This is a genomic window from Yunchengibacter salinarum, assembly GCF_037658235.1.
GTDB lineage: Bacteria > Pseudomonadota > Alphaproteobacteria > Sphingomonadales > Kordiimonadaceae > Yunchengibacter > Yunchengibacter salinarum.
Genome location: NZ_JBBJLN010000006.1, coordinates 49,615 through 67,156, shown reverse-complemented (window position 1 = coordinate 67,156; position 17,542 = coordinate 49,615). Strand labels below are relative to the sequence as shown.

The window sequence follows — 17,542 nt, the reverse complement described above, 5'->3', positions numbered from 1 at the left end:
GTCAGGCCTTGATGTCCAGATTCTGGCCCTTGCCCTCACCGGCGGCGGCCTGAACCTGGCTCGTGGACTGATTGGAGTCAGACTGCAAAGACGCGGCCTGAGCCGTGTTGCCGTGGCCGGTATTGGCCTGCGCGCTTGCCAGTTGTTGGGTTGCAGCCTGTGCGCCGATACTTCCGAGTGCGCTCATTGTGAGCCTCCTCTACTTTCTACCATGGGTACCCGGCACCACCCCCAGATTGACTCGCATCGCCGCCCAGACGCAAGGGCTCGTTGGCGACAATGACAGAATTGTGTTTTCCCTGCCCGGCCTCAGACCATTGGCAGGGCTACCAGCACCATCCCGATCACGCCCGCCAGCCAGGCCAGCGGGCGCACCCAGGGCCAGCCCGCCAGATAAATCACCGCATGAATGACCCTGGCATAGAAGAAAACCTGGGCGCCCAGCATTGTCAGAGGGGTCTGAACCCCGGCCACATGGGCGGTCAGCACCAGAACGGCGAAGATCAGCAGGTTTTCCTGCATGTTCTGATGCAGCCGGGTGGCGCGCAGATTGAACGTGCTGGGCGGTGGCAGGTCATCCCGTGGCCCCGCCTGTGCCGCGCGGCCATTGCGCCGGATCGCCTCATAAGCGGGAATGATGATGAGCACGAAATACAGAATGGTGCTCAGGAACAGCATGGTCAGATCGGTGGTCATGTGTAGGCCCTCCCCTGGGGCGGACGGGGGCGCCGCCCGCTTTACCGATGAAAACCCTACGCCGTTCCGCGCGGTGCCACAAGATACCCGGCCCGATCCCGCATGGGCCGGTATGCCGATTGTTGCCGGCGGGATACCCCCCGGCAGGCGCGCCCCTGAAATCTGGCAAAAGTCAGTCCGGCGGGCATGGCATCATGCCCCGCGCCATGGTAAAGGCGGATAAAGGGGAAGTTGTCAGGATCGCCTTCATGTCATTGCACGCTCAGTCCATGTTTTTCGCGGCCTCCGTAACGCTGCTGCTCGCCGCGCTGGCGCTTGGGGTTCATTATCTGGGCAATCGCGGGGTGCGCGGGCTTGGCGGGATCGCGGCGGCATTTGGCCTGTCCGCTTTCGGGCTGGTGGTGTTCTGGGTGCGCGACATGCTGGACCCCGATCTGGGAATCCTGTTGCCCAACGCCACTTTTCTTGTGGGCCCCGGCCTGATCTGGATTGCCATGGCGCGGCTTTGGGATGTGTACACACCGCGCCTGTTGCCGGTGGCGCTGGGCCTGCCGCTGATCGCGATGGCGGTGTTTTCCGTTTTCGTTCTGACCGATCAGGGTGTCCGGGCGCGAACGCTGGTCTATGCGGCGGCGGTGGCGCTGATGTCCTTCGGCACGCTGGTCACGCTGGCGCAGGCCCTGCGGCAGCATCGCAGCAGGCAATTGACACGGCACAGCCTGCCCGTGGGGCTTGTTTTCGTGATGGTCGTGGTGTTTCTGCGCGGCTGTATGCAAAGCTACCGGTTTGGCCGCTGGTGGGCGATGGACCCGCCGCCACAGGCCACATTCATGGACCTGGTGGACCCGGTATTCCTGGTCGGCCTGATGTTCGTTCTGTCCATGCTGGGCTATGGCACCATTTTGATGACCACGGATCGACTGCGGGACCGCTTGCAAAGCCTTGTCGCCACGGATGAACTGACCGGGCTTTTCAACCGGCGCGCTTTTGTGTCCGTGGCGCAGATGGCGATTTCGGCGGCCCGACGGGGCGGGCGGCCTGTATCCCTGCTGATGCTGGACCTGGATCACTTCAAGGCGGTCAATGATTTTCACGGTCACGCCGCCGGGGACCGGGCGCTGAAATGTTTCGCCGCCGCCATGCGGGAAGGGCGCCGCGCGGAGGATAGCATCAGCCGCATAGGCGGGGAGGAATTCGCGGTCCTGCTGCCGGACACGGCGGAAAAGGGCGCCGCCATCGTGGCGGAGACGATCCGCAGGGCGACCGAGACAATCCGGGATACGGCGGACGAGGGCTGGCCGCTTACCGTATCCATCGGCACGGTCACCGCCTGGGGGGATCATCTGTCCATGGAAGCGATGATGCGGGCGGCGGATGATGCGCTTTACGCGGCCAAAAGACAGGGGCGGAACCGGGTCGTGTCGGCGGAACCTCTTGGCCAGCCGGTGTTGACAGCGGGCATGGAGCCCGCCTGAGGCCCCGCGGTTTGAGGCCCTGCCGGAGCCTCTGTCTTCGCCCGGATCAGGGCCCGGCGCGCTCCACCAGGATACCGGCGATGGAATAACCCGCGCCGAAGGAGCACAGATAGCCCCGCTCACCGGTGGCGAAGCCGTCGCCTCGTTCGTGGAAGGCCGCTACGGACCCGGCCCCGGCGATGTTGCCATATTTGTCCAGCACGGTGGGGGCGTCGTCTTCCGTGGGTTCCCGGCCCAGCAGTTTCTTGGCGGCATATTTGTTCATATTGATGTTGGCCTGATGCAGCCACATGCGCTTCAGGTCCGCCACGGTCATCTGGTTGCGCGCCATCTGGTCGGTAATGAAATCGGTGACCAGCGGCAGCAGTTCCTTGAACACCTTGCGCCCCTCCTGCACGAAGAAATTGTCCGCGCGGGACAGGCCGTCTTTCTCGAACCGGGTCATGGGGCCGAAATTGGAGCGGATATTGTCCGACATGCCGGTCCATTCCTTCACGTCCCGGATCAGCCAGTGTGGCTTGTCCCTGGCCAGGTCCGCCCGCTCCAGCACCACGGCGCTGGCAATGTCGCCAAAGATGAAATGGCTGTCCCGGTCGGTGAAATTCACCATGGTGGTGAAGATTTCCGGGTTGACCATCAGCACCCGGTCCACCAGCCCCGCCTTGATCGCGGCATAGCCGTTGATGATGCCGAAGGTGGCGCTGGAACAGCCCATCAGCATGTCTTCCGCCGCGCCGCCCGCGCCCAGATGCTGCTGCACCTCGATCCCCACAGCCGGGAAGGAGCGCTGCACCACCGCCGCCGACAGGATGATCTTGTTGATGTCCCGGCCTTCAAGCCCGGCGGCTTCCAGCGCCTGGCGGGCAGCCTTCAGGGCCATGCCCGCTTGCAGGCTGGGGGCGCCGTCCGCCTTGCCGTGCACGTCTTCCGGCAGCACCTGCCGCATCCGTTCGGGATCTTCCAGCCCTTCGGTGGAGATCATGTGCCGTTTCCTGATGCCGGAAGCCTTTTCGATGAATTCGGTGCTGGAATATTGCTTGGCGGGCAGGTCGCCAGCCTCAATGGCGGCGCTGTTTTCCGCGTTGTAGCGGTCCACATAGGCATTGAACGCGGCGACCATGGCCTCATTGGTCAGCACATTTTCCGGCACGAACAGGCCGGTTCCGGTGATCGCCACATCGCTCATATGATCTGCCCTCAAATGCTTGCGGGCCGCGGCGCGCCGCTGCCCTGTTTCCCGCTTCACCCGGTCAATCATTGCCGAACCGGGCGCACAGTCATAAAAGGTTTGCACGCGCACGCCAAGGCCGTGTTTGCGCCTTTTTTGGCGCCGCCGCATGTGCGGCTGTTCACCGCAGGGTTATGCGCGCATCATAGTGTCCACCCGCATATGGTGTTAAAATGGCGGTTTGCGGCGGAAAGGAGACGGGGGATTGAGCGCTTGGGGGAAAATTGTCGGCAGCACGGCGGGGCTGGCCATGGGCGGCCCGCTGGGTGCGCTTCTGGGGCTTGCCCTGGGCGGCGCCGTGGATGCGGGCGTGGACCATTTCCGCGCCGATTCGGATGCGACCCGCAAGGTGGCCTTCACCATTGGCGTGATCGCGCTGGCCGCCAAGATGGCGCGGGCCGACGGTGAGGTCACCCAGGACGAAATCCGCGCTTTCCGGCGGGTGTTTCAGGTGCCGCCGGCGGATGTGCCGCATATGGAGCGGGTGTTCAACCTGGCCCGCCAGCATACCGCGGGTTTTGATGCCTATGCCCGCCAGATCGCCCGCCTGATGGCGGATCGCCCCGCCGTGCTGGAAGACCTGCTGGACGTGCTGTTCCACATCGCCGCCGCCGATGGCCGCATCAGCCCGGAAGAGGAAGATTATCTGGCCACCGTGGCCGAAATTTTCGGCGTTTCCGATGCCTGCTTCGCGCGGGTCGCCAGCCGGCATCAGCCCGGTGTTTCGCCCAGCCCCTATGCGGTGCTGGGCCTGAGCCCCGATGTGGACATGGCCACGGTCAGGAAGCGCTATCGCAGCCTGGTGCGGGACAATCACCCCGACAAGCTGATGGCGGCGGGCGTGCCCAGCGATTTCATTCGCGTGGCCACCGACCGTGTGGCGGAGATCAACGCCGCCTATGACCGCATCGTGGGGGACCGCGCGCCGAAGCCCGCCTGAAGCCCCTTTGCGCCACCCCACCCACGTATCTTTCCGCGCTTGACTTGGCCGGCCTTGGGGCGGACGGTTGCGCCCCGCCGCGAACCGGGCCTTTTCCGCCCGGCAATCACGAGCACAAGGATTAAGGGGGCTTTGCCGTGGCGATCCGGGATATGGCCTTTCTGGTCGTGATCAATTTTCTTTGGGGGCTCAATTTCATCGCCGTCAAGCTGGCGGTGGAGGATCTGCCGCCCCTGCTGGCCAATGCGCTGCGCTTTACCGTGGTGCTGGTTCTGCTGCTGCCCTGGCTGAAAATCGTGACGGGCCGCATGAAGGATCTGCTGCTGGTGGCCTTTACGCTCGGCTTCCTGCATTTCGGCACGGTGTTTGTCGCCATGTCGCTGGCCGAGCATATTTCCGCCGTGGCCATTGCCGCCCAGCTCAATGTGCCCTTTGCCACCCTGCTGGCCGTGCTGTTCCTGGGCGAGCAGGTGGGCTGGAAACGGGTGGCGGGGATCGCGCTCAGTTTTGCCGGGGTGGTGCTGCTGGGCTTCGATCCGCGCGTTTTTGCCTATCTGGATGCGCTGGCGCTGGTGGTGTTTTCCGCCCTTGTCTATGCCGTCGCCGCCATCCTGATGCGCCGCCTTCACGCGGTGCGCGCCACCACCACGCAGGCATGGGTGGCGGTGGCCGGGGTCAGCGGGTCCGCGCTGCTTTCGATGATGATGGAAAGCGGGCAGGCGGCGGCCCTGGCCGGGGCGGACTGGGTGCCCTTTGTGGCGGTGGTCTATAGTGGCGTGGCCAGTTCCATCATCGGCCATGGCGGGGTCAATTATCTGCTGCGCAAATACGAGGTTTCCGTGATCTCCCCCTATTTGTTGCTGATGCCGCTTTTTGCCATCATCAATGGTATTGTCTTTCTGGGGGAAACGCTGACTCTGCGCATGGTGATCGGCGGTGCGCTGACCTTGCTGGGCGTGGCCATCGTCACGCTGCGCAACAGCCGCCGCTCGGTTCGGCTGGAACGGGACATTCTGGAACAGGAACAATAGGTCTTTCATGCTGAATATCCTCCTTGCGCCGTCGGACAATCACGATGCCCGCCCCGAAGGGGCCGAAGTGGATCTGGTGGTGGTGCATTATACCGGCATGGAAACCGGCGCCGAAGCGCTGCACCGGCTGCGGGACCCGGCGGCAAAGGTATCCGCCCATTATCTGATCGAGGAAGATGGCCGCCTGTTCCAGCTTGTGGAAGAAACGCGCCGGGCCTGGCACGCGGGTGTGTCCTGCTGGGCGGGCCGGGACAATGTGAATCACACGTCCATCGGCATAGAACTGGTCAATCCGGGCGTGGAATTCGGCTATCGCCCCTTCCCGGAAGGGCAGATCGCCACGCTGGAAGCGCTGCTGGCTGATCTTTTCGACCGGTACGATCTGCCGCCCGCCGCCCTGGTGGGCCATAGCGATGTGGCGCCGGGCCGTAAAGCCGATCCGGGGGAGCTGTTTCCCTGGGGGCGGCTGGCGCGGCAGGGGTATGGCCTGCCCCCTGTGCCCGTATCCGGCCCGCCGGGGCCGCCGCTGCCGGAACTGGCACCGGGCGCCAGCGGCCCGGCGGTGGATGGGCTTTGCCGTGATCTGCGGCGGATCGGCTACAAGGTTCCCGCGCTTGATGGCATGACAGGCGCGCTTTCCCCGCTGATAGGGGCGTTTCAGCGCCACTTCATGGCGCGCACCCCCCATCCGGGCGTGGAAGATGTGCCCGCCTGTCACGAAATTGTAACCGAAATCATGGATGAGGAGACCCGCAATGCCGTGGATCACATCGCCGCACTCAGCCGTTCCTGAAAACAGGCCGGGCAGGCGTTTGGGCACTGACTGCGCCGGAATGCGGCGCGCCCTTTTGACGATGCGAGGTTTCATGAGTCTTTTCACACCGGCCCTGATGGCGGTGGCCTTGGCGCTGCCATCGTTTGCCACCGTGCAGGACCAGTCAGATGAAAACGGGTTCACCAGCACCCACACGCCCAATGAACACACCCTGGGCTGTTTGACGGCGCCCACCCGCCAGTGCGCGTTGAATGCGCCCTTGCAGACGGTGGTGGATGAAAGCCTGGCGCTGGAACGGGCCCGCGTGCTTACGGCGGTTGCGGAGTCGCTCATCGATCTTGGCCAGACCGGGCGCGCGCGCCAGACCCTGACCCTGGCGCTGGAGGAGGCCCGATCCGCCGGGCTGTCGCTGGTGATGCAGGAAAAGGCCCGCCAGATCGCACCGCTTCTGGCCCGCGCGGGCCAGGTGGATCAGGCGCTCAAGCTGGCCGAAAGCATTGATATCGGCAATATTCAGGATCAGGTCTATGCCGGCATTGCCGAGGAAGCGGCGAATGCGGGCAACATGTCGGGCGCGCAAAAGGCACTGGCGCGGATGGATGATGCGCGCCGGGCCTTCTGGCGGGAAATGAAGCTGCTCAGCCGCGCCCCCGTGGCCGAGATCGAAGCGCGCGACCTTGCCGCATTGGCGGACAAGGTGCGTGGCCATGATGCCATGCTGGACCGGTATCGCGGGCTGGTGCTGGTGGGGATTCTGCATCACCGGCTGGACCAGGCGAAGCAGCGGGACGCCCTGTTCGATGAAGCGGATGCGCTGCTGACCGGTGCCGTCGGCAACCCTGCCAGCGCACGGGCCACCGCGGTAAAGGTGCGGGCCCTGTATGACGCGGACCTCGGTGACAGCGCCCTGTTCGCCCCGGCGCTTGAAGCGGCGCGCTCCGCCATTTCCAATCTGCGCTCCACCGGCGCCCGGCAGACCATGGCGCGGCTGATCGGCCCGGCGGAAGCGGGCACCGGGGCGCTTTCCGCCGCCCTTGAGCGGCTGGACGATTTCGGCAATCTGGAAGAGCGCGTGCGCTATTTCCAGACGCTGTCGGCAACGGATGCCACGCCCGCCTTTCTGGAGCGGGTGTCGGTGCTGCTGGCCGCCATCGAGTCCGAAATCGACGACAGCTATGAGCGTGATCAGCTTCGCCTGTCCCTGATGGCGCCGGTGGTTGCCAGCGGCGCGGTGGATCAGGCCGGGGCGATCGTCAAGGCGATGGAAGATGACGACAATCAGGCCATCGGCCTTGCCCGCATGGCGGTGATGCTGTCACCCGGCGACGGTGGCGATCCGGCATCCTGACGGTCGTTTCCCCTTTTGCAGTCAGCGGTAAAAGCTGCCATAAATCGGTCAGGCCCCGGTTTTGAAGGGGCACGGCCAATGCGGCCCATCGGCTGCATATGATGGAGAGTCATGGTGAGCAAAGCTGAAATGCTGACACCGCATCCCTCGCCCGTGGGCGTGGCTGGCCGGTCCAAGTCGGCCGGTCGCGGGCGCCCCCGCTGCGAGGCCAAGAACACGGCGATTCTGGAGTCGGCGGTGGACCTGTTCATGGAAAACGGGTTCGAGGGCACCAGCATGGACGAGGTGGCCCGCCGCGCCGGTGTGTCCAAGCAGACCGTCTATAGCCATTTCAGCGGCAAGGAACAGCTTTTCAGCGCCGCCGTGCGTTACCGGATGCAGGACAGCTTCGCCGAACAGGCGCTTGAAGGCATTGAGGGCGCCGGGGTGGAGGACCAGATTCACGCCATATCGCTGGTATATGCCCGGCTGCTGCTGTCACAGGAAGCCATATCCATGTTCCGCCTGCTGGTATCCGGCGCGCCGCAGGGGCCGGAACTGGCGCGCCTTTTCTGGGCGTCCGGGCCTGAGGACATGATCCTGAGCCTGGCGGATTTCCTGCGCCGCCGGGTGGATGAGGGCAGCCTGCGGATCGACAATGTGGACCGGGCCGCCAACCAGCTTATCGCCCTGTTGCAGGGGCGCTATCACTTTCTGCTGGCGATCGGCCTGATCGACAAGGTGGACGAGGATGACATTCGCCGCCACGCGGCGGACTGCACCCGCACATTCCTGGATCTGTACCGCGCCTGAAGAAAGCTATTCCTGACGAATGTTACCTGACGGGCTTGATCCGATCGGCCCGGCCGGGCGCTTATTGCCCGTCGTCGCCATCCGGGTCGGTCATGCCCTTGCCCTGGATGCTGCCGGAATAATTGGCATTGTCCTGGTCACCGGCAAGGCCGCCGGGCAGTTCCTTGATCTGGTTGTTGGTGCGCGGGCCGAGGGTGGTGTCGAACACCACGGCGTCCCCGCCGCCGCCACAGGCCGCCAGACCGAGCAGGGCGAGCCCGGCAAGGCCGCTTTTCGCGCTGATGCGGACGAGAGTGCTGAGGCGGTTGGTCATGCGTGACGATCCTTGCGTTGCTGGCTGCCATCCGCGCCACCCTGAGCCTGCGTCCCACGGGCGCGCGGTCAGGAGCCTGCCCCAAAGCCCGGCCCCCTTGCAAGGGCCGATCATGCCGCGCGGGGCATTTTGCCCCGGATTTGCCCTGTGGGTGATTGCGCTCGGCCCCCAAAGGTCTTACATGAGGTGCGCGGCGGGGGCCGGTCAACCGCTGCCGGCTTTTGAGCCGGGAGAGGAAAGTCCGGGCTCCACGGAAGAACGGTGCCGGATAATGTCCGGCGGGGCGGCGCACTTGTGCGTCGCTTCAGGGAAAGTGCCACAGAAAGCAAACCGCCGACCGGCGCCGCGCCCGCCCCTTGGGGCAGGCGGCGGCGCGTCGGTAAGGCTGAAAGGGTGCGGTAAGAGCGCACCGCGCCCCCGGCAACGGGGGCGGTCCAGGTAAACCCCACCGGGAGCAAGACCAAGTGGAACGACGGGTCCGGCCTTGGCCGGACAGGCCCCCTTCCGGGCTGTTGTTCAGGTCGGTCGCTGGAGCGCGTCGGCAACGGCGCGCCTAGATGAATGGTTGACCAGGCCCGTATCGCGGGCTGGACAGAACCCGGCTTACAGGCCCTCGCCGCACTTTTCCCGCCCTGTTCGCGCTCTGCCCGCCGCCCGCTCGCGGCCCGTGATCGTCGGATCGGGGTGCTTTTCATTTCGCCGGACCATGCTTAGGATCGAGCCCTTGAACAGCAACAATCGACGGGGGCGATGCCATGAGCGGCATGACAGGGTTTGTGCGGATGATGGGGCTGCTGCTGATGGTGGCGGGAACGGGCCCGGTTGCCAGCGCGGCGGAACAGGAAGCGGCTGATTATGACAGCCGCATCGCGGCGCTGGAACACCTTCCCGGCCTGATCCCCCTGTATCTGGACCGGCAGGAGGGGCGCGTTTTCCTGAGCCTGCCCGCGCCGGACGCGCGCGGCGTGGCCGGGCGCTATATCCATGCCCGCTACCTGACTGCGGGCCTTGGCAGCAACCCCGTGGGGCTGGATCGCAGCCTGCCAACCGGCAGCCAGCTTCTGCGCTTTGATGTGCAGGGCAAGCGCGTGATGGCCGTGGTGGAAAACACGGCCTTTCGCGCCGACAGCCCCGATGCGGCGGAACGGGCCGCCGTGCGGGACAGTTTCGCCCGCTCCATCGTCTGGTCCGGCAGTGTGGCGGCGCGGGCGCCCGATACCGGTCGGCTGCTGGTGGATGTGACCGGTTTTCTGGTGCGGGATGCCATCGGCGTGGCCCAGCGCCTGAAGGATCGGGGGCAGGGCAGCTACAGCCTGGATGACGGGCGTTCTTTCGTGGATATGAACGGGGTCCATGCCTTTCCCGACAATATCGAAATCGATGTGACGCTCACCTTCAAGGGGACGGAGCCGGGGCGCTATGTGCGGCGCACCACGCCGGTGCCGGAGGCGGTCACGCTTACCGCCCATTCCACCCTCATGCGCCTGCCGGACGACGGCTATACGCCCCGCCCGTTTGACGAGCGCGCCGCCATGATCGGGTTGGCACGGGTGGATATGGCGGCCCCGCTCGGCACCGATCCGGTTACCCGGTTCGCCCGTCGTTTCCGCCTGTCGCCGCAGAACCCCGATGACCCGGAAAGCCCGATCAGGCCCATCACCTTTTATGTGGATCGCGGCGCGCCGGAGCCGATCCGCTCCGCGCTGGTGGAAGGCGCGTCCTGGTGGGCCGATGCCTTTGCCGCGGCGGGCTATGACAATGCCTTTCAGGTGAAGCTGTTGCCGGAAGGCGTCCACCCGCTGGATGCGCGCTATAATGTCATCAACTGGGTGCACCGGGCGACGCGGGGCTGGTCCTACGGGATGCCGCTGGCGGACCCGCGCACGGGGGAAATCCTGCGCGGCGTGGTGCTGCTGGGATCGCTTCGAGTGCGGCAGGATATCGCTATTTTTGAAGCGTTGCTGGGGGCGGACGCCACCGGCAGCGGGGCCGATGACGACCCGGTTGAACTGGCGCTTGACCGGATTCGCCAGCTTGCCGCCCATGAGGTGGGCCACGCGCTGGGCTTTGCCCATAATATGGCCGCCAGCACCAATGACCGGGCCAGCGTGATGGATTATCCCGCCCCGCTGATCCGGGTCGGGGCGGACGGGCTGGATGTGTCCCGCGCCTATGATGCGGGCATTGGCCGGTTCGACAAATGGGCCGCCCGCTTCCTGTACGCAAGGCGGACGGACGGGGCCAACACCCCTCAAGCGCTGATCCGGGAACTGGACGAGGGCGGGCTCGCCTTCGTTTCGGATGCGGACAGCCGGGCCGTGGGTACCGGCCACCCGCGCGGCGGGCTTTGGGATACCGGATCGGACCCGGTGGCCAGCCTGAAGGAAACCTTGAAGGTGCGCGCCTATGCCCTGGCCCGCTTCGGCATGGACCGGCTGCGTGACGGCGAAAGCCAGAAAGCCTTGCAGCGCAAATTCGTGCCGCTTTACCTGTATCACCGCTATCAGCAGGAAGCCGCCGCCAAGACACTGGGCGGGGTGACCTTCGCCTATCGCCGCCGGGGCGATGGCCGGGGCGCGGCCAGCATGGTTCCCTGGCCCCGTCAGGAAGCGGCCCTGAATGCGCTTCTGATGGCGCTGGAGCCGGAGACACTGGCCATTTCGGACCCGCTGGTGCGGGCGCTCAGCCCCACCGGGGGACGCATGGGCGACCTGCAATATGAGCGGGAGGTGTTCAAACATGACAGCGGCCCCCTGTTCGATCCCATGGCCGCCGCCCGCAGCGCGGCGGACCTGACCCTGAACGCCATTCTGGCGCCGCGACGGGCGGCGCGGCTGGCCATGCAGCGGGGCGGGCCGGGCAATCATCCGGGGCTGGAAGGCGTGCTGGCGCGGTTGCATTCGGCGCTCATGCCGCTCAGGCGCAATGCGCCGGACAACGCCATCCGCCTGCGCAAGCTGGTGCAGACCCGCTATGTGGCCCGGCTGCTGGACCTGGCCCTGACGGAGACGCACCCGGCGCCGGTTCGGGCCGCCGCGCGCATGGCGCTGGACCGGGTGCGGCAAAGCCTGGCCCGGTTGCACGGCCAGCATGAAGCGCACGCCAGAACCCTTCTGGACACCATGGACCGGGCCGAGGCCCGCGCCGATCAGGCCGGACCCGCCATACCCCCGGCGCCGGATGTGCCGCCCGGCAGCCCCATCGGCACCGGGAATGGCTGGCACGCGCCCCTGCGCTGACCGGGGCGGGGCCACCGCCTTCCGACAGGGCGGTGCCACCCCCATGGGAAAACATGGGACAGGGCGATTCCGGCATGGGGTCGCCCTTTTTCCTTACGTCGGGGATGCGGCGGTAATTTCCTTTTAGTTTGCTGATTTTTCTGATGGATTTCCATGTTCGCCAAAAGCCCGACTCGCAGCGGTTCTTTTGCCGTCCCGCGCGGCCATGGGTTGCCATGGGGCACGGATCGTTGCCCGGCCCATGATCAGGCGTGGCTTTTCCCAAAATAGAACATAATATGAACACTTGCGGGCAAGCGGCTGTTTTTCTTTGGTTGCGGCTCGAAAGCATGGCTTTTATTTGGCGCCATTCCGGGGCAGGGTGGGGGTGTGTGTCGTTGACCCCCATATTTTCCCATGATATCCCATAAATGACCTTCCCAGAGGGGCGCATCGGGTCTGAGGGCATTTGGTTTGGAGTCCGGGGTCGGTCCTGATCAGGCCGGAAACCACCGGATCGGGAATCAATTGGGTATGCGCGCCAGTGGAACGGGCACCGTCGGGGGCATCGCGGCATGGCGCTATTTACGTCAACAGTGACCAACAGGGTCGATAAGAAGGGGCGGGTTTCGGTACCCGCCGCCTTTCGCGGTGCCGTGCAGGAAAGCAGCTTTGCGGGCATCGTGCTGTATGCCTCCCTCAATCTGCCGTGCATTGAAGGCGCCGACATGGCGTTTCTGGAACGCATCTCCGACCGGCTTTACAGCGATTACAGCCCCTATGACGACGATCAGATGGCCGTGGCAACCGCCATTCTGGCCGGTGCCAACCAACTGGCTTTCGACCCGGAAGGCCGCGTGATGATCCCCGCTGCGCTGCGCGACGGGGCCGGCATTTCGGATCGGGCCACCTTTGTCGGCCTTGGTCCCCGTTTCCAGATCTGGGACCCGGACACCTACGAACCCCACCGTCAGCGCCAGATGCAGACCGCCGCCAAAGCCGCCCCCGGCATGATGCCCATTTTTGGCCGCCAGCCCTCCGCGGGCGGGCCCGGCGAGGGAGGTGGGGCATGAGCGCGATCGCCGCCAGGGGAAATCATGTGCCCGTGCTGCGGGATGCGGTGGTGCGCGCGCTGGCCCCTGCCGAGGGGGAGCGTCATGTGGACGGCACCTTCGGCGCCGGGGGCTATGCCCGCGCGCTTCTGGATGCGGCGCCCATCACGCTTTATGCCATTGACCGGGACCCGGATGCCGCCCCCCGTGCCGCGACCTTGCGGGCGGAAGCGGGGGAGCGGTTCCACTTTCTGCCTGGCCGCTTTTCCGAGATGGACCGGCTGGTGGCCGAGGCGGGCGGCGCCCCGGCCCACGGCGTGGCGCTGGACATTGGCGTTTCCTCTTTTCAACTGGACGAGGCGGAGCGCGGCTTTTCCTTTTCCCATGACGGGCCGCTGGATATGCGCATGAGCCGGGAAGGCGAAAGCGCGGCGGATGTGGTCAACAGCATGGAAGAAGGCCCGCTGGCGGACCTGATCTATACGCTGGGCGAGGAGCGCGCCAGCCGCCGTGTGGCCCGTGCCATCGTCGCCGCCCGCGACAAGGCCCCCATCAGCCGCACCGCGGAACTGGCGGATATCGTGGCGCGCGCCATGGGCGGGCGCAGGCCGCCGCGCAAGGGTGGGGGGAAAGTCATCCATCCCGCCACCCGCACCTTTCAGGCGCTGCGCATCCATGTGAATGATGAACTGGGCGAACTGGATCGCGGGCTGGAAGCGGCGGAACGTTTGCTGGCGCCGGGCGGTCGGCTGGCGGTGGTCAGCTTCCATTCGCTGGAGGATCGGCGCGTCAAGACCTTCATGGCCGAGCGCAGCGGGCGCACCCCGTCCGCCAGCCGCCATCGGCCCGATCCCGGCAAGACCGGCCCGGCCCCCACCTTTCACCTGGCCAAAAAGGGCACCATCAAGCCGGATGACGCGGAATGCGCCGCCAATCCGCGCGCCCGGTCGGCCCGCTTGCGGGTGGCCATCCGCACCGATGCCCCGGCACGCGGCCAAGGGGGGCGGTCATGAAGCGGTTGCTGCCCTGGCTGGCGTTTCTGGCAATGGTGCTGTCCGGCACGCTTCTGGTGCTGCTGCAACAGGAAGTGCAGGCCCGCAAGGCGCGCGTGGCGGCCCTGATGGATGATATCCGGGCGGACAAGCAGGCGATCCGGGTGCTCCGGGCGGAATGGGCCTATCTCACCACGCCGGACCTGCTGCAAAAACGCGCCCTGGACTTTCTCGCCCTGATGCCGCCGCACCCCGATCAGGTGATGTCGGACCCCGGCGGGGTGCCGCTGCGCCCGGTGGGTGTGGCCGTGGCCCCGTTGCCACCCGGCGCGGATCGGCGGCGCCCGGATGCCGGGTCTTCGCGCTCCGGGCAGGGTGAATCCGGCCCGTCCGCCCCGGCGGATGGCGGTGTTCCCGTGCCCGGCGGTTTCGTGCCCGCCTCCCATGAAGGGGAGACGCGCCCATGACCGCGTATCGCACCACAAGGCCGCTATTGCCGATGCGCCGGACACAGCCGGATGCGGCTGCGGATGTGGCCCGCCTGCCGTCGGCCCAGTCCCCCGCGACGCTGGAGGTGGCGCGCAGCCGCCTGACGCTGGCGGCGGTGCTGTTTCTGGCCGGGTTCGCCCTGCTGGCCATGCGCGCCGTTGATCTGGGCATGGCGGGCGGCGCCCCGCGCACGGTATCGGCCCCGCGCTACAGCGAGCCGGTGGTGGAACCACGCCGCGGCGACATTGTGGACCGCAACGGCGAAGTGCTGGCCACCAGCCTGACAACCGACTCGCTTTATGCCGATGCCAGCCGGATCAAGAACCCGGACGCGGTGGCGCGGGCGCTGGTGTCCGTTCTGCCTGAATTGAACGTGCACCGCATCCGCACCAAACTGGCTTCGAACAAGCGGTTTGTCTGGCTGCACCGCAAGCTGACGCCGGATGAGAAATGGCAGGTCAATGCGCTTGGTGTGCCGGGGTTGAAATTCCGGCAGGAGGAGGACCGGGTATATCCCCATGGCCGACTGGCCGCCCATGTGCTGGGCCATGTGGATGTGGACGGCAAGGGTCTTGCCGGGATCGAGCATTATTTCGATGACCGCCTGTCCGGCGTGGGGCGCGGCGACGGGGCGTTGCGGCTGTCCATCGATGCCCGCGTGCAATATGCCATGACCGACGAACTGGCCACCGTCATGCGTGCCCATCGCGCCAAGGGGGCGGCGGGCGTGATGATGGACGTGCACACCGGCGAAGTGCTGGCCATGGTCTCCCTGCCGGATTTCGACCCCAACGATCTGGATGGTGTTTCCCGCGAGGCGCGCTTCAACCGGGCATCCAAGGGCGTGTACGAGTTGGGCTCCACCTTCAAGAGCTTCACTTTCGCCGCCGCGCTGGACCATGGCGTGGCGGACCTGTCCGATGGCTATGACGCCACCCGCCCGCTTCGGGTGGCGCGCTTCACCATCCGCGACGACCATCCCAAAGCCCGCTATCTCAGCCTGCCGGAGATTTTCGCCTACAGTTCCAATATCGGCACGGCGCAACTGGCGCTGGACCTGGGCACCGAGCGACAGCGCCAATTCCTGGGGAAACTTGGCCTGCTGGACCCGGTCAATCTGGAACTGACCGAGGTGGGCGCCCCCATGGTGCCTGCGCGCTGGCGCAGGGTATCCACCATGACCGTTTCCTATGGTCATGGCATTGCCGTAAGCCCGGTGAACCTGACCAGTGCGGTGGCGGCACTGGTCAATGGCGGGCGGCGTATTCCCGCCACATTGGTTCGCCAGGAAGAACGCTGGAAGCCGGGTCGGCGCGTGATCTCGGACAGAACCAGCCGGACCATGCGCACCCTGATGCGGCTGGCCGTGGTCAAGGGTACCGGCAGCAAGGCCGAGGCCGTGGGCTATCGGGTTGGCGGCAAGACCGGCACGGCGGAAAAGGCATCCGGGGGCGGCTATGCGGAAGGCGCGCTGATTTCCAGCTTTGTGGGTGCCTTTCCCATGGACGATCCGCGCTATGTGGTGTTCGCCCTGCTGGACGAACCCAAGGGCACGGACGCCACATTCGGTTTCAAGGGCGGCGGCTGGACCGCCGCGCCGGTGGTGCGCAATGTGATCCTGCGCACGGCGCCCCTTCTGGGGGTGAACCCGCGGCCCAAGGGCGGCGGGCTGCTGCAGCGGGTGGCCCATCTGATGCCGGAACCCGTGGATGGAAACGGACAGTGACGCCATGACCATGACGCTCGATCAATTACTGGGGCTGGAGAACGGCGGGGATACGGTGATCACCGGCCTGACCGCCGACAGCCGCGCGGTCGAGCCGGGCTTTCTGTTTGCCGCCCTGCCGGGCAGCCGGGACGACGGGCGCCGCCATATCCCCGATGCGGTGGCGCGCGGCGCGGTGGCGGTCCTGTCCACGGCGGATGCGGACAGCCACGGCCTGCCCCTGATCAGCGACCCCAATCCCCGCCGCCGCTATGGCCTGCTGGCGGCCCGTTATGCGGGCGCGCAGGTGCCGGTGCAGGTGGCGGTAACGGGGACCAACGGCAAGACATCGGTGGCGGAATTCGCCCGGCAGATCTGGTCGGACCTGGGCTGTGCGGCGGCATCCGTCGGCACGCTGGGCGTTGTGGGGCCGGGCGTGACCAGCCCCGGCGGCCTGACCACGCCGGACCCGGTGGTGCTGCACCAGACCCTGGCCCGGCTTGCCCATGCGGGGGTGAGTCATGCGGCGCTGGAGGCATCCTCCCACGGGCTGGATCAGTTCCGGCTGGACGGCGTGCACCTGAAAGCGGCGGCATTCACCAATCTCAGCCACGACCATCTGGATTATCACGGCACCGAGGAAGCCTATTTCTATGCCAAGGCCCGCCTGTTCGGGGAACTGCTGGCGCCCGGCGCGGGGGCCGTCATCAATCTGGACGATCCCTGGTCCGCCCCGCTGATGGATCTGGCCTTCGGGCGCGGCCTGAAACCCCTGACCTTCGGGGTCGCGCTGGACGCGGACCTGCGGCTGGAAGGCTTCGAGCCCACGCCGTCGGGCCAGCATCTGCGGTTGCGCGTTTTCGGGCGTCCGCATCAGGTGCACATACCGCTGGCCGGCATGTTTCAGGCCCAGAATGCGCTGGCGGCGCTGGGGCTGGTGCTGGCGGCGGAGCCGGAGCGGGACGCGGCCACCGTGCTGGCCGCGCTGGGCCGCCTGTCGGGCGTGCCGGGGCGGCTGGAATATGTGGGCGAGGCGCCGCAAGGGGGCGCTGTCTATGTGGATTTCGCCCATACGCCCGCCGGCCTGGAAACCGTGCTTACCGCGCTCAGGGCGCACAGGCCGGACGGGCTGCATCTGGTGTTCGGCTGCGGCGGCGACCGGGATGCGGCCAAGCGCCGCCCCATGGGCGAAATCGCGGCCCGGCTGGCGGATCATGTGATCGTCACGGACGACAACCCCCGCTTTGAAGACCCGGCGGCGATCCGCGCGGCAGTGCGCGAGGGTTGCCCCGGCGCCACCGAAATCGGCGACCGGCAACGCGCCATCGCGGCGGCCATTGCCGCACTCCGCCCCGGCCACATGCTGGTGGTGGCGGGCAAGGGTCATGAAAACGGCCAGATCATCGGGGACAGGGTTCATCCCCATGATGATGCCGCCGCCATCCGCGCGGCGCTGGGGTTGGAGAAAGAGCAATGAGGCGTACATCC

Annotated in this window: 16 protein-coding genes and 1 other RNA gene; 13 read left to right on the top strand and 4 right to left on the bottom strand. The window is 66.4% G+C overall.

What is annotated here, in order from left to right; translation table 11 throughout:
* Position 1: 1 nt before the first annotated feature.
* The gene (locus WGH93_RS08100) at positions 2–187 is read right to left on the bottom strand and encodes a hypothetical protein (protein ID WP_374764372.1); all 186 of its coding nucleotides are present in this window, start codon (positions 185–187) and stop codon (positions 2–4) included.
* A gap of 122 nt (positions 188–309) precedes the next feature.
* Complete coding sequence (locus WGH93_RS08095) at positions 310–696, bottom strand: MAPEG family protein (RefSeq protein WP_374764371.1); 387 nt, start codon at positions 694–696, stop codon at positions 310–312.
* Between the two features lie 248 nt (positions 697–944).
* Here WGH93_RS08095 and WGH93_RS08090 point away from each other — a divergent pair, with 248 nt between their 5' ends.
* Entirely contained in the window at positions 945–2,171 is a 1,227-nt protein-coding gene (locus WGH93_RS08090) for a GGDEF domain-containing protein (protein WP_374764370.1), read from the top strand.
* A 46-nt stretch (positions 2,172–2,217) separates the two neighbouring features.
* Here the strand turns inward: WGH93_RS08090 and WGH93_RS08085 are convergent, their stop codons facing one another.
* Positions 2,218–3,357: a beta-ketoacyl-ACP synthase III gene (locus WGH93_RS08085; protein WP_374764369.1), complete on the bottom strand. Its 1,140-nt coding sequence runs from the start codon at positions 3,355–3,357 to the stop codon at positions 2,218–2,220.
* A 247-nt stretch (positions 3,358–3,604) separates the two neighbouring features.
* Here WGH93_RS08085 and WGH93_RS08080 point away from each other — a divergent pair, with 247 nt between their 5' ends.
* The 5 genes from WGH93_RS08080 to WGH93_RS08060 all read left to right on the top strand — a co-directional run bounded on the left by WGH93_RS08080 (position 3,605) and on the right by WGH93_RS08060 (position 8,285).
* Positions 3,605–4,339 carry a TerB family tellurite resistance protein gene (locus WGH93_RS08080; RefSeq protein WP_374764368.1) on the top strand — a complete coding sequence of 245 codons (735 nt, stop codon included), beginning with the start codon at positions 3,605–3,607 and terminating at the stop codon, positions 4,337–4,339.
* A gap of 137 nt (positions 4,340–4,476) precedes the next feature.
* Entirely contained in the window at positions 4,477–5,370 is an 894-nt protein-coding gene (locus WGH93_RS08075) for a DMT family transporter (protein WP_374764367.1), read from the top strand.
* A 7-nt stretch (positions 5,371–5,377) separates the two neighbouring features.
* A complete protein-coding gene (locus WGH93_RS08070) occupies positions 5,378–6,163 on the top strand; it encodes an N-acetylmuramoyl-L-alanine amidase (RefSeq protein ID WP_374764366.1) in 786 nt (261 codons plus the stop codon).
* Between the two features lie 73 nt (positions 6,164–6,236).
* Positions 6,237–7,493: a hypothetical protein gene (locus WGH93_RS08065; protein ID WP_374764365.1), complete on the top strand. Its 1,257-nt coding sequence runs from the start codon at positions 6,237–6,239 to the stop codon at positions 7,491–7,493.
* Positions 7,494–7,604: 111 nt separating this feature from the next.
* Positions 7,605–8,285, top strand: a complete 681-nt coding sequence (locus tag WGH93_RS08060; protein WP_374764364.1) for a TetR/AcrR family transcriptional regulator — start codon at positions 7,605–7,607, stop codon at positions 8,283–8,285.
* 61 nt (positions 8,286–8,346) lie between these two features.
* On the opposite strand, the gene WGH93_RS08055 is transcribed toward WGH93_RS08060, so the two are convergent.
* Positions 8,347–8,598 carry a hypothetical protein gene (locus WGH93_RS08055; RefSeq protein WP_374764363.1) on the bottom strand — a complete coding sequence of 84 codons (252 nt, stop codon included), beginning with the start codon at positions 8,596–8,598 and terminating at the stop codon, positions 8,347–8,349.
* A 192-nt stretch (positions 8,599–8,790) separates the two neighbouring features.
* On the opposite strand from WGH93_RS08055, the gene rnpB reads away from it, so the two are divergent.
* The 7 genes from rnpB (at position 8,791) to WGH93_RS08020 (ending at position 17,531) form a co-directional block, all read left to right on the top strand.
* An RNA gene (gene rnpB / locus WGH93_RS08050) (RNase P RNA component class A) lies at positions 8,791–9,220 on the top strand.
* A 133-nt stretch (positions 9,221–9,353) separates the two neighbouring features.
* Positions 9,354–11,837: a zinc-dependent metalloprotease gene (locus WGH93_RS08045; protein WP_374764362.1), complete on the top strand. Its 2,484-nt coding sequence runs from the start codon at positions 9,354–9,356 to the stop codon at positions 11,835–11,837.
* Positions 11,838–12,391: 554 nt separating this feature from the next.
* A complete protein-coding gene (locus WGH93_RS08040; protein ID WP_374764361.1) occupies positions 12,392–12,889 on the top strand; it encodes a division/cell wall cluster transcriptional repressor MraZ in 498 nt (165 codons plus the stop codon).
* On the top strand, positions 12,886–13,881 hold the full coding sequence (gene rsmH / locus WGH93_RS08035; protein WP_374764360.1) for a 16S rRNA (cytosine(1402)-N(4))-methyltransferase RsmH: 996 nt from the start codon (positions 12,886–12,888) through the stop codon (positions 13,879–13,881). Before WGH93_RS08040 ends, rsmH begins: the two co-directional genes overlap by 4 nt.
* A complete protein-coding gene (gene ftsL / locus WGH93_RS08030; RefSeq protein WP_374764359.1) occupies positions 13,878–14,327 on the top strand; it encodes a cell division protein FtsL in 450 nt (149 codons plus the stop codon). Before rsmH ends, ftsL begins: the two co-directional genes overlap by 4 nt.
* On the top strand, positions 14,324–16,075 hold the full coding sequence (locus tag WGH93_RS08025; RefSeq protein ID WP_374764358.1) for a peptidoglycan D,D-transpeptidase FtsI family protein: 1,752 nt from the start codon (positions 14,324–14,326) through the stop codon (positions 16,073–16,075). The genes ftsL and WGH93_RS08025 overlap by 4 nt, the downstream gene beginning before the upstream one ends.
* The gene (locus tag WGH93_RS08020) at positions 16,059–17,531 is read left to right on the top strand and encodes a UDP-N-acetylmuramoyl-L-alanyl-D-glutamate--2,6-diaminopimelate ligase (protein ID WP_374764357.1); all 1,473 of its coding nucleotides are present in this window, start codon (positions 16,059–16,061) and stop codon (positions 17,529–17,531) included. The genes WGH93_RS08025 and WGH93_RS08020 overlap by 17 nt, the downstream gene beginning before the upstream one ends.
* Positions 17,532–17,542 lie beyond the last annotated feature (11 nt).

What these genes read in the sequence shown, in the direction of transcription:
- ftsL (WP_374764359.1), top strand. Translation starts at nt 13,878, where the DNA reads ATGAAGCGGTTGCTGCCCTGGCTGGCGTTTCTGGCAATGGTGCTGTCC.
- WGH93_RS08085 (WP_374764369.1), bottom strand. Translation starts at nt 3,357, where the DNA reads ATGAGCGATGTGGCGATCACCGGAACCGGCCTGTTCGTGCCGGAAAAT.
- WGH93_RS08100 (WP_374764372.1), bottom strand. Translation starts at nt 187, where the DNA reads ATGAGCGCACTCGGAAGTATCGGCGCACAGGCTGCAACCCAACAACTG.
- WGH93_RS08070 (WP_374764366.1), top strand. Translation starts at nt 5,378, where the DNA reads ATGCTGAATATCCTCCTTGCGCCGTCGGACAATCACGATGCCCGCCCC.
- WGH93_RS08055 (WP_374764363.1), bottom strand. Translation starts at nt 8,598, where the DNA reads ATGACCAACCGCCTCAGCACTCTCGTCCGCATCAGCGCGAAAAGCGGC.
- rsmH (WP_374764360.1), top strand. Translation starts at nt 12,886, where the DNA reads ATGAGCGCGATCGCCGCCAGGGGAAATCATGTGCCCGTGCTGCGGGAT.
- WGH93_RS08025 (WP_374764358.1), top strand. Translation starts at nt 14,324, where the DNA reads ATGACCGCGTATCGCACCACAAGGCCGCTATTGCCGATGCGCCGGACA.
- WGH93_RS08045 (WP_374764362.1), top strand. Translation starts at nt 9,354, where the DNA reads ATGAGCGGCATGACAGGGTTTGTGCGGATGATGGGGCTGCTGCTGATG.
- WGH93_RS08060 (WP_374764364.1), top strand. Translation starts at nt 7,605, where the DNA reads ATGGTGAGCAAAGCTGAAATGCTGACACCGCATCCCTCGCCCGTGGGC.
- WGH93_RS08065 (WP_374764365.1), top strand. Translation starts at nt 6,237, where the DNA reads ATGAGTCTTTTCACACCGGCCCTGATGGCGGTGGCCTTGGCGCTGCCA.
- WGH93_RS08095 (WP_374764371.1), bottom strand. Translation starts at nt 696, where the DNA reads ATGACCACCGATCTGACCATGCTGTTCCTGAGCACCATTCTGTATTTC.
- WGH93_RS08020 (WP_374764357.1), top strand. Translation starts at nt 16,059, where the DNA reads ATGGAAACGGACAGTGACGCCATGACCATGACGCTCGATCAATTACTG.
- WGH93_RS08090 (WP_374764370.1), top strand. Translation starts at nt 945, where the DNA reads ATGTCATTGCACGCTCAGTCCATGTTTTTCGCGGCCTCCGTAACGCTG.
- WGH93_RS08040 (WP_374764361.1), top strand. Translation starts at nt 12,392, where the DNA reads ATGGCGCTATTTACGTCAACAGTGACCAACAGGGTCGATAAGAAGGGG.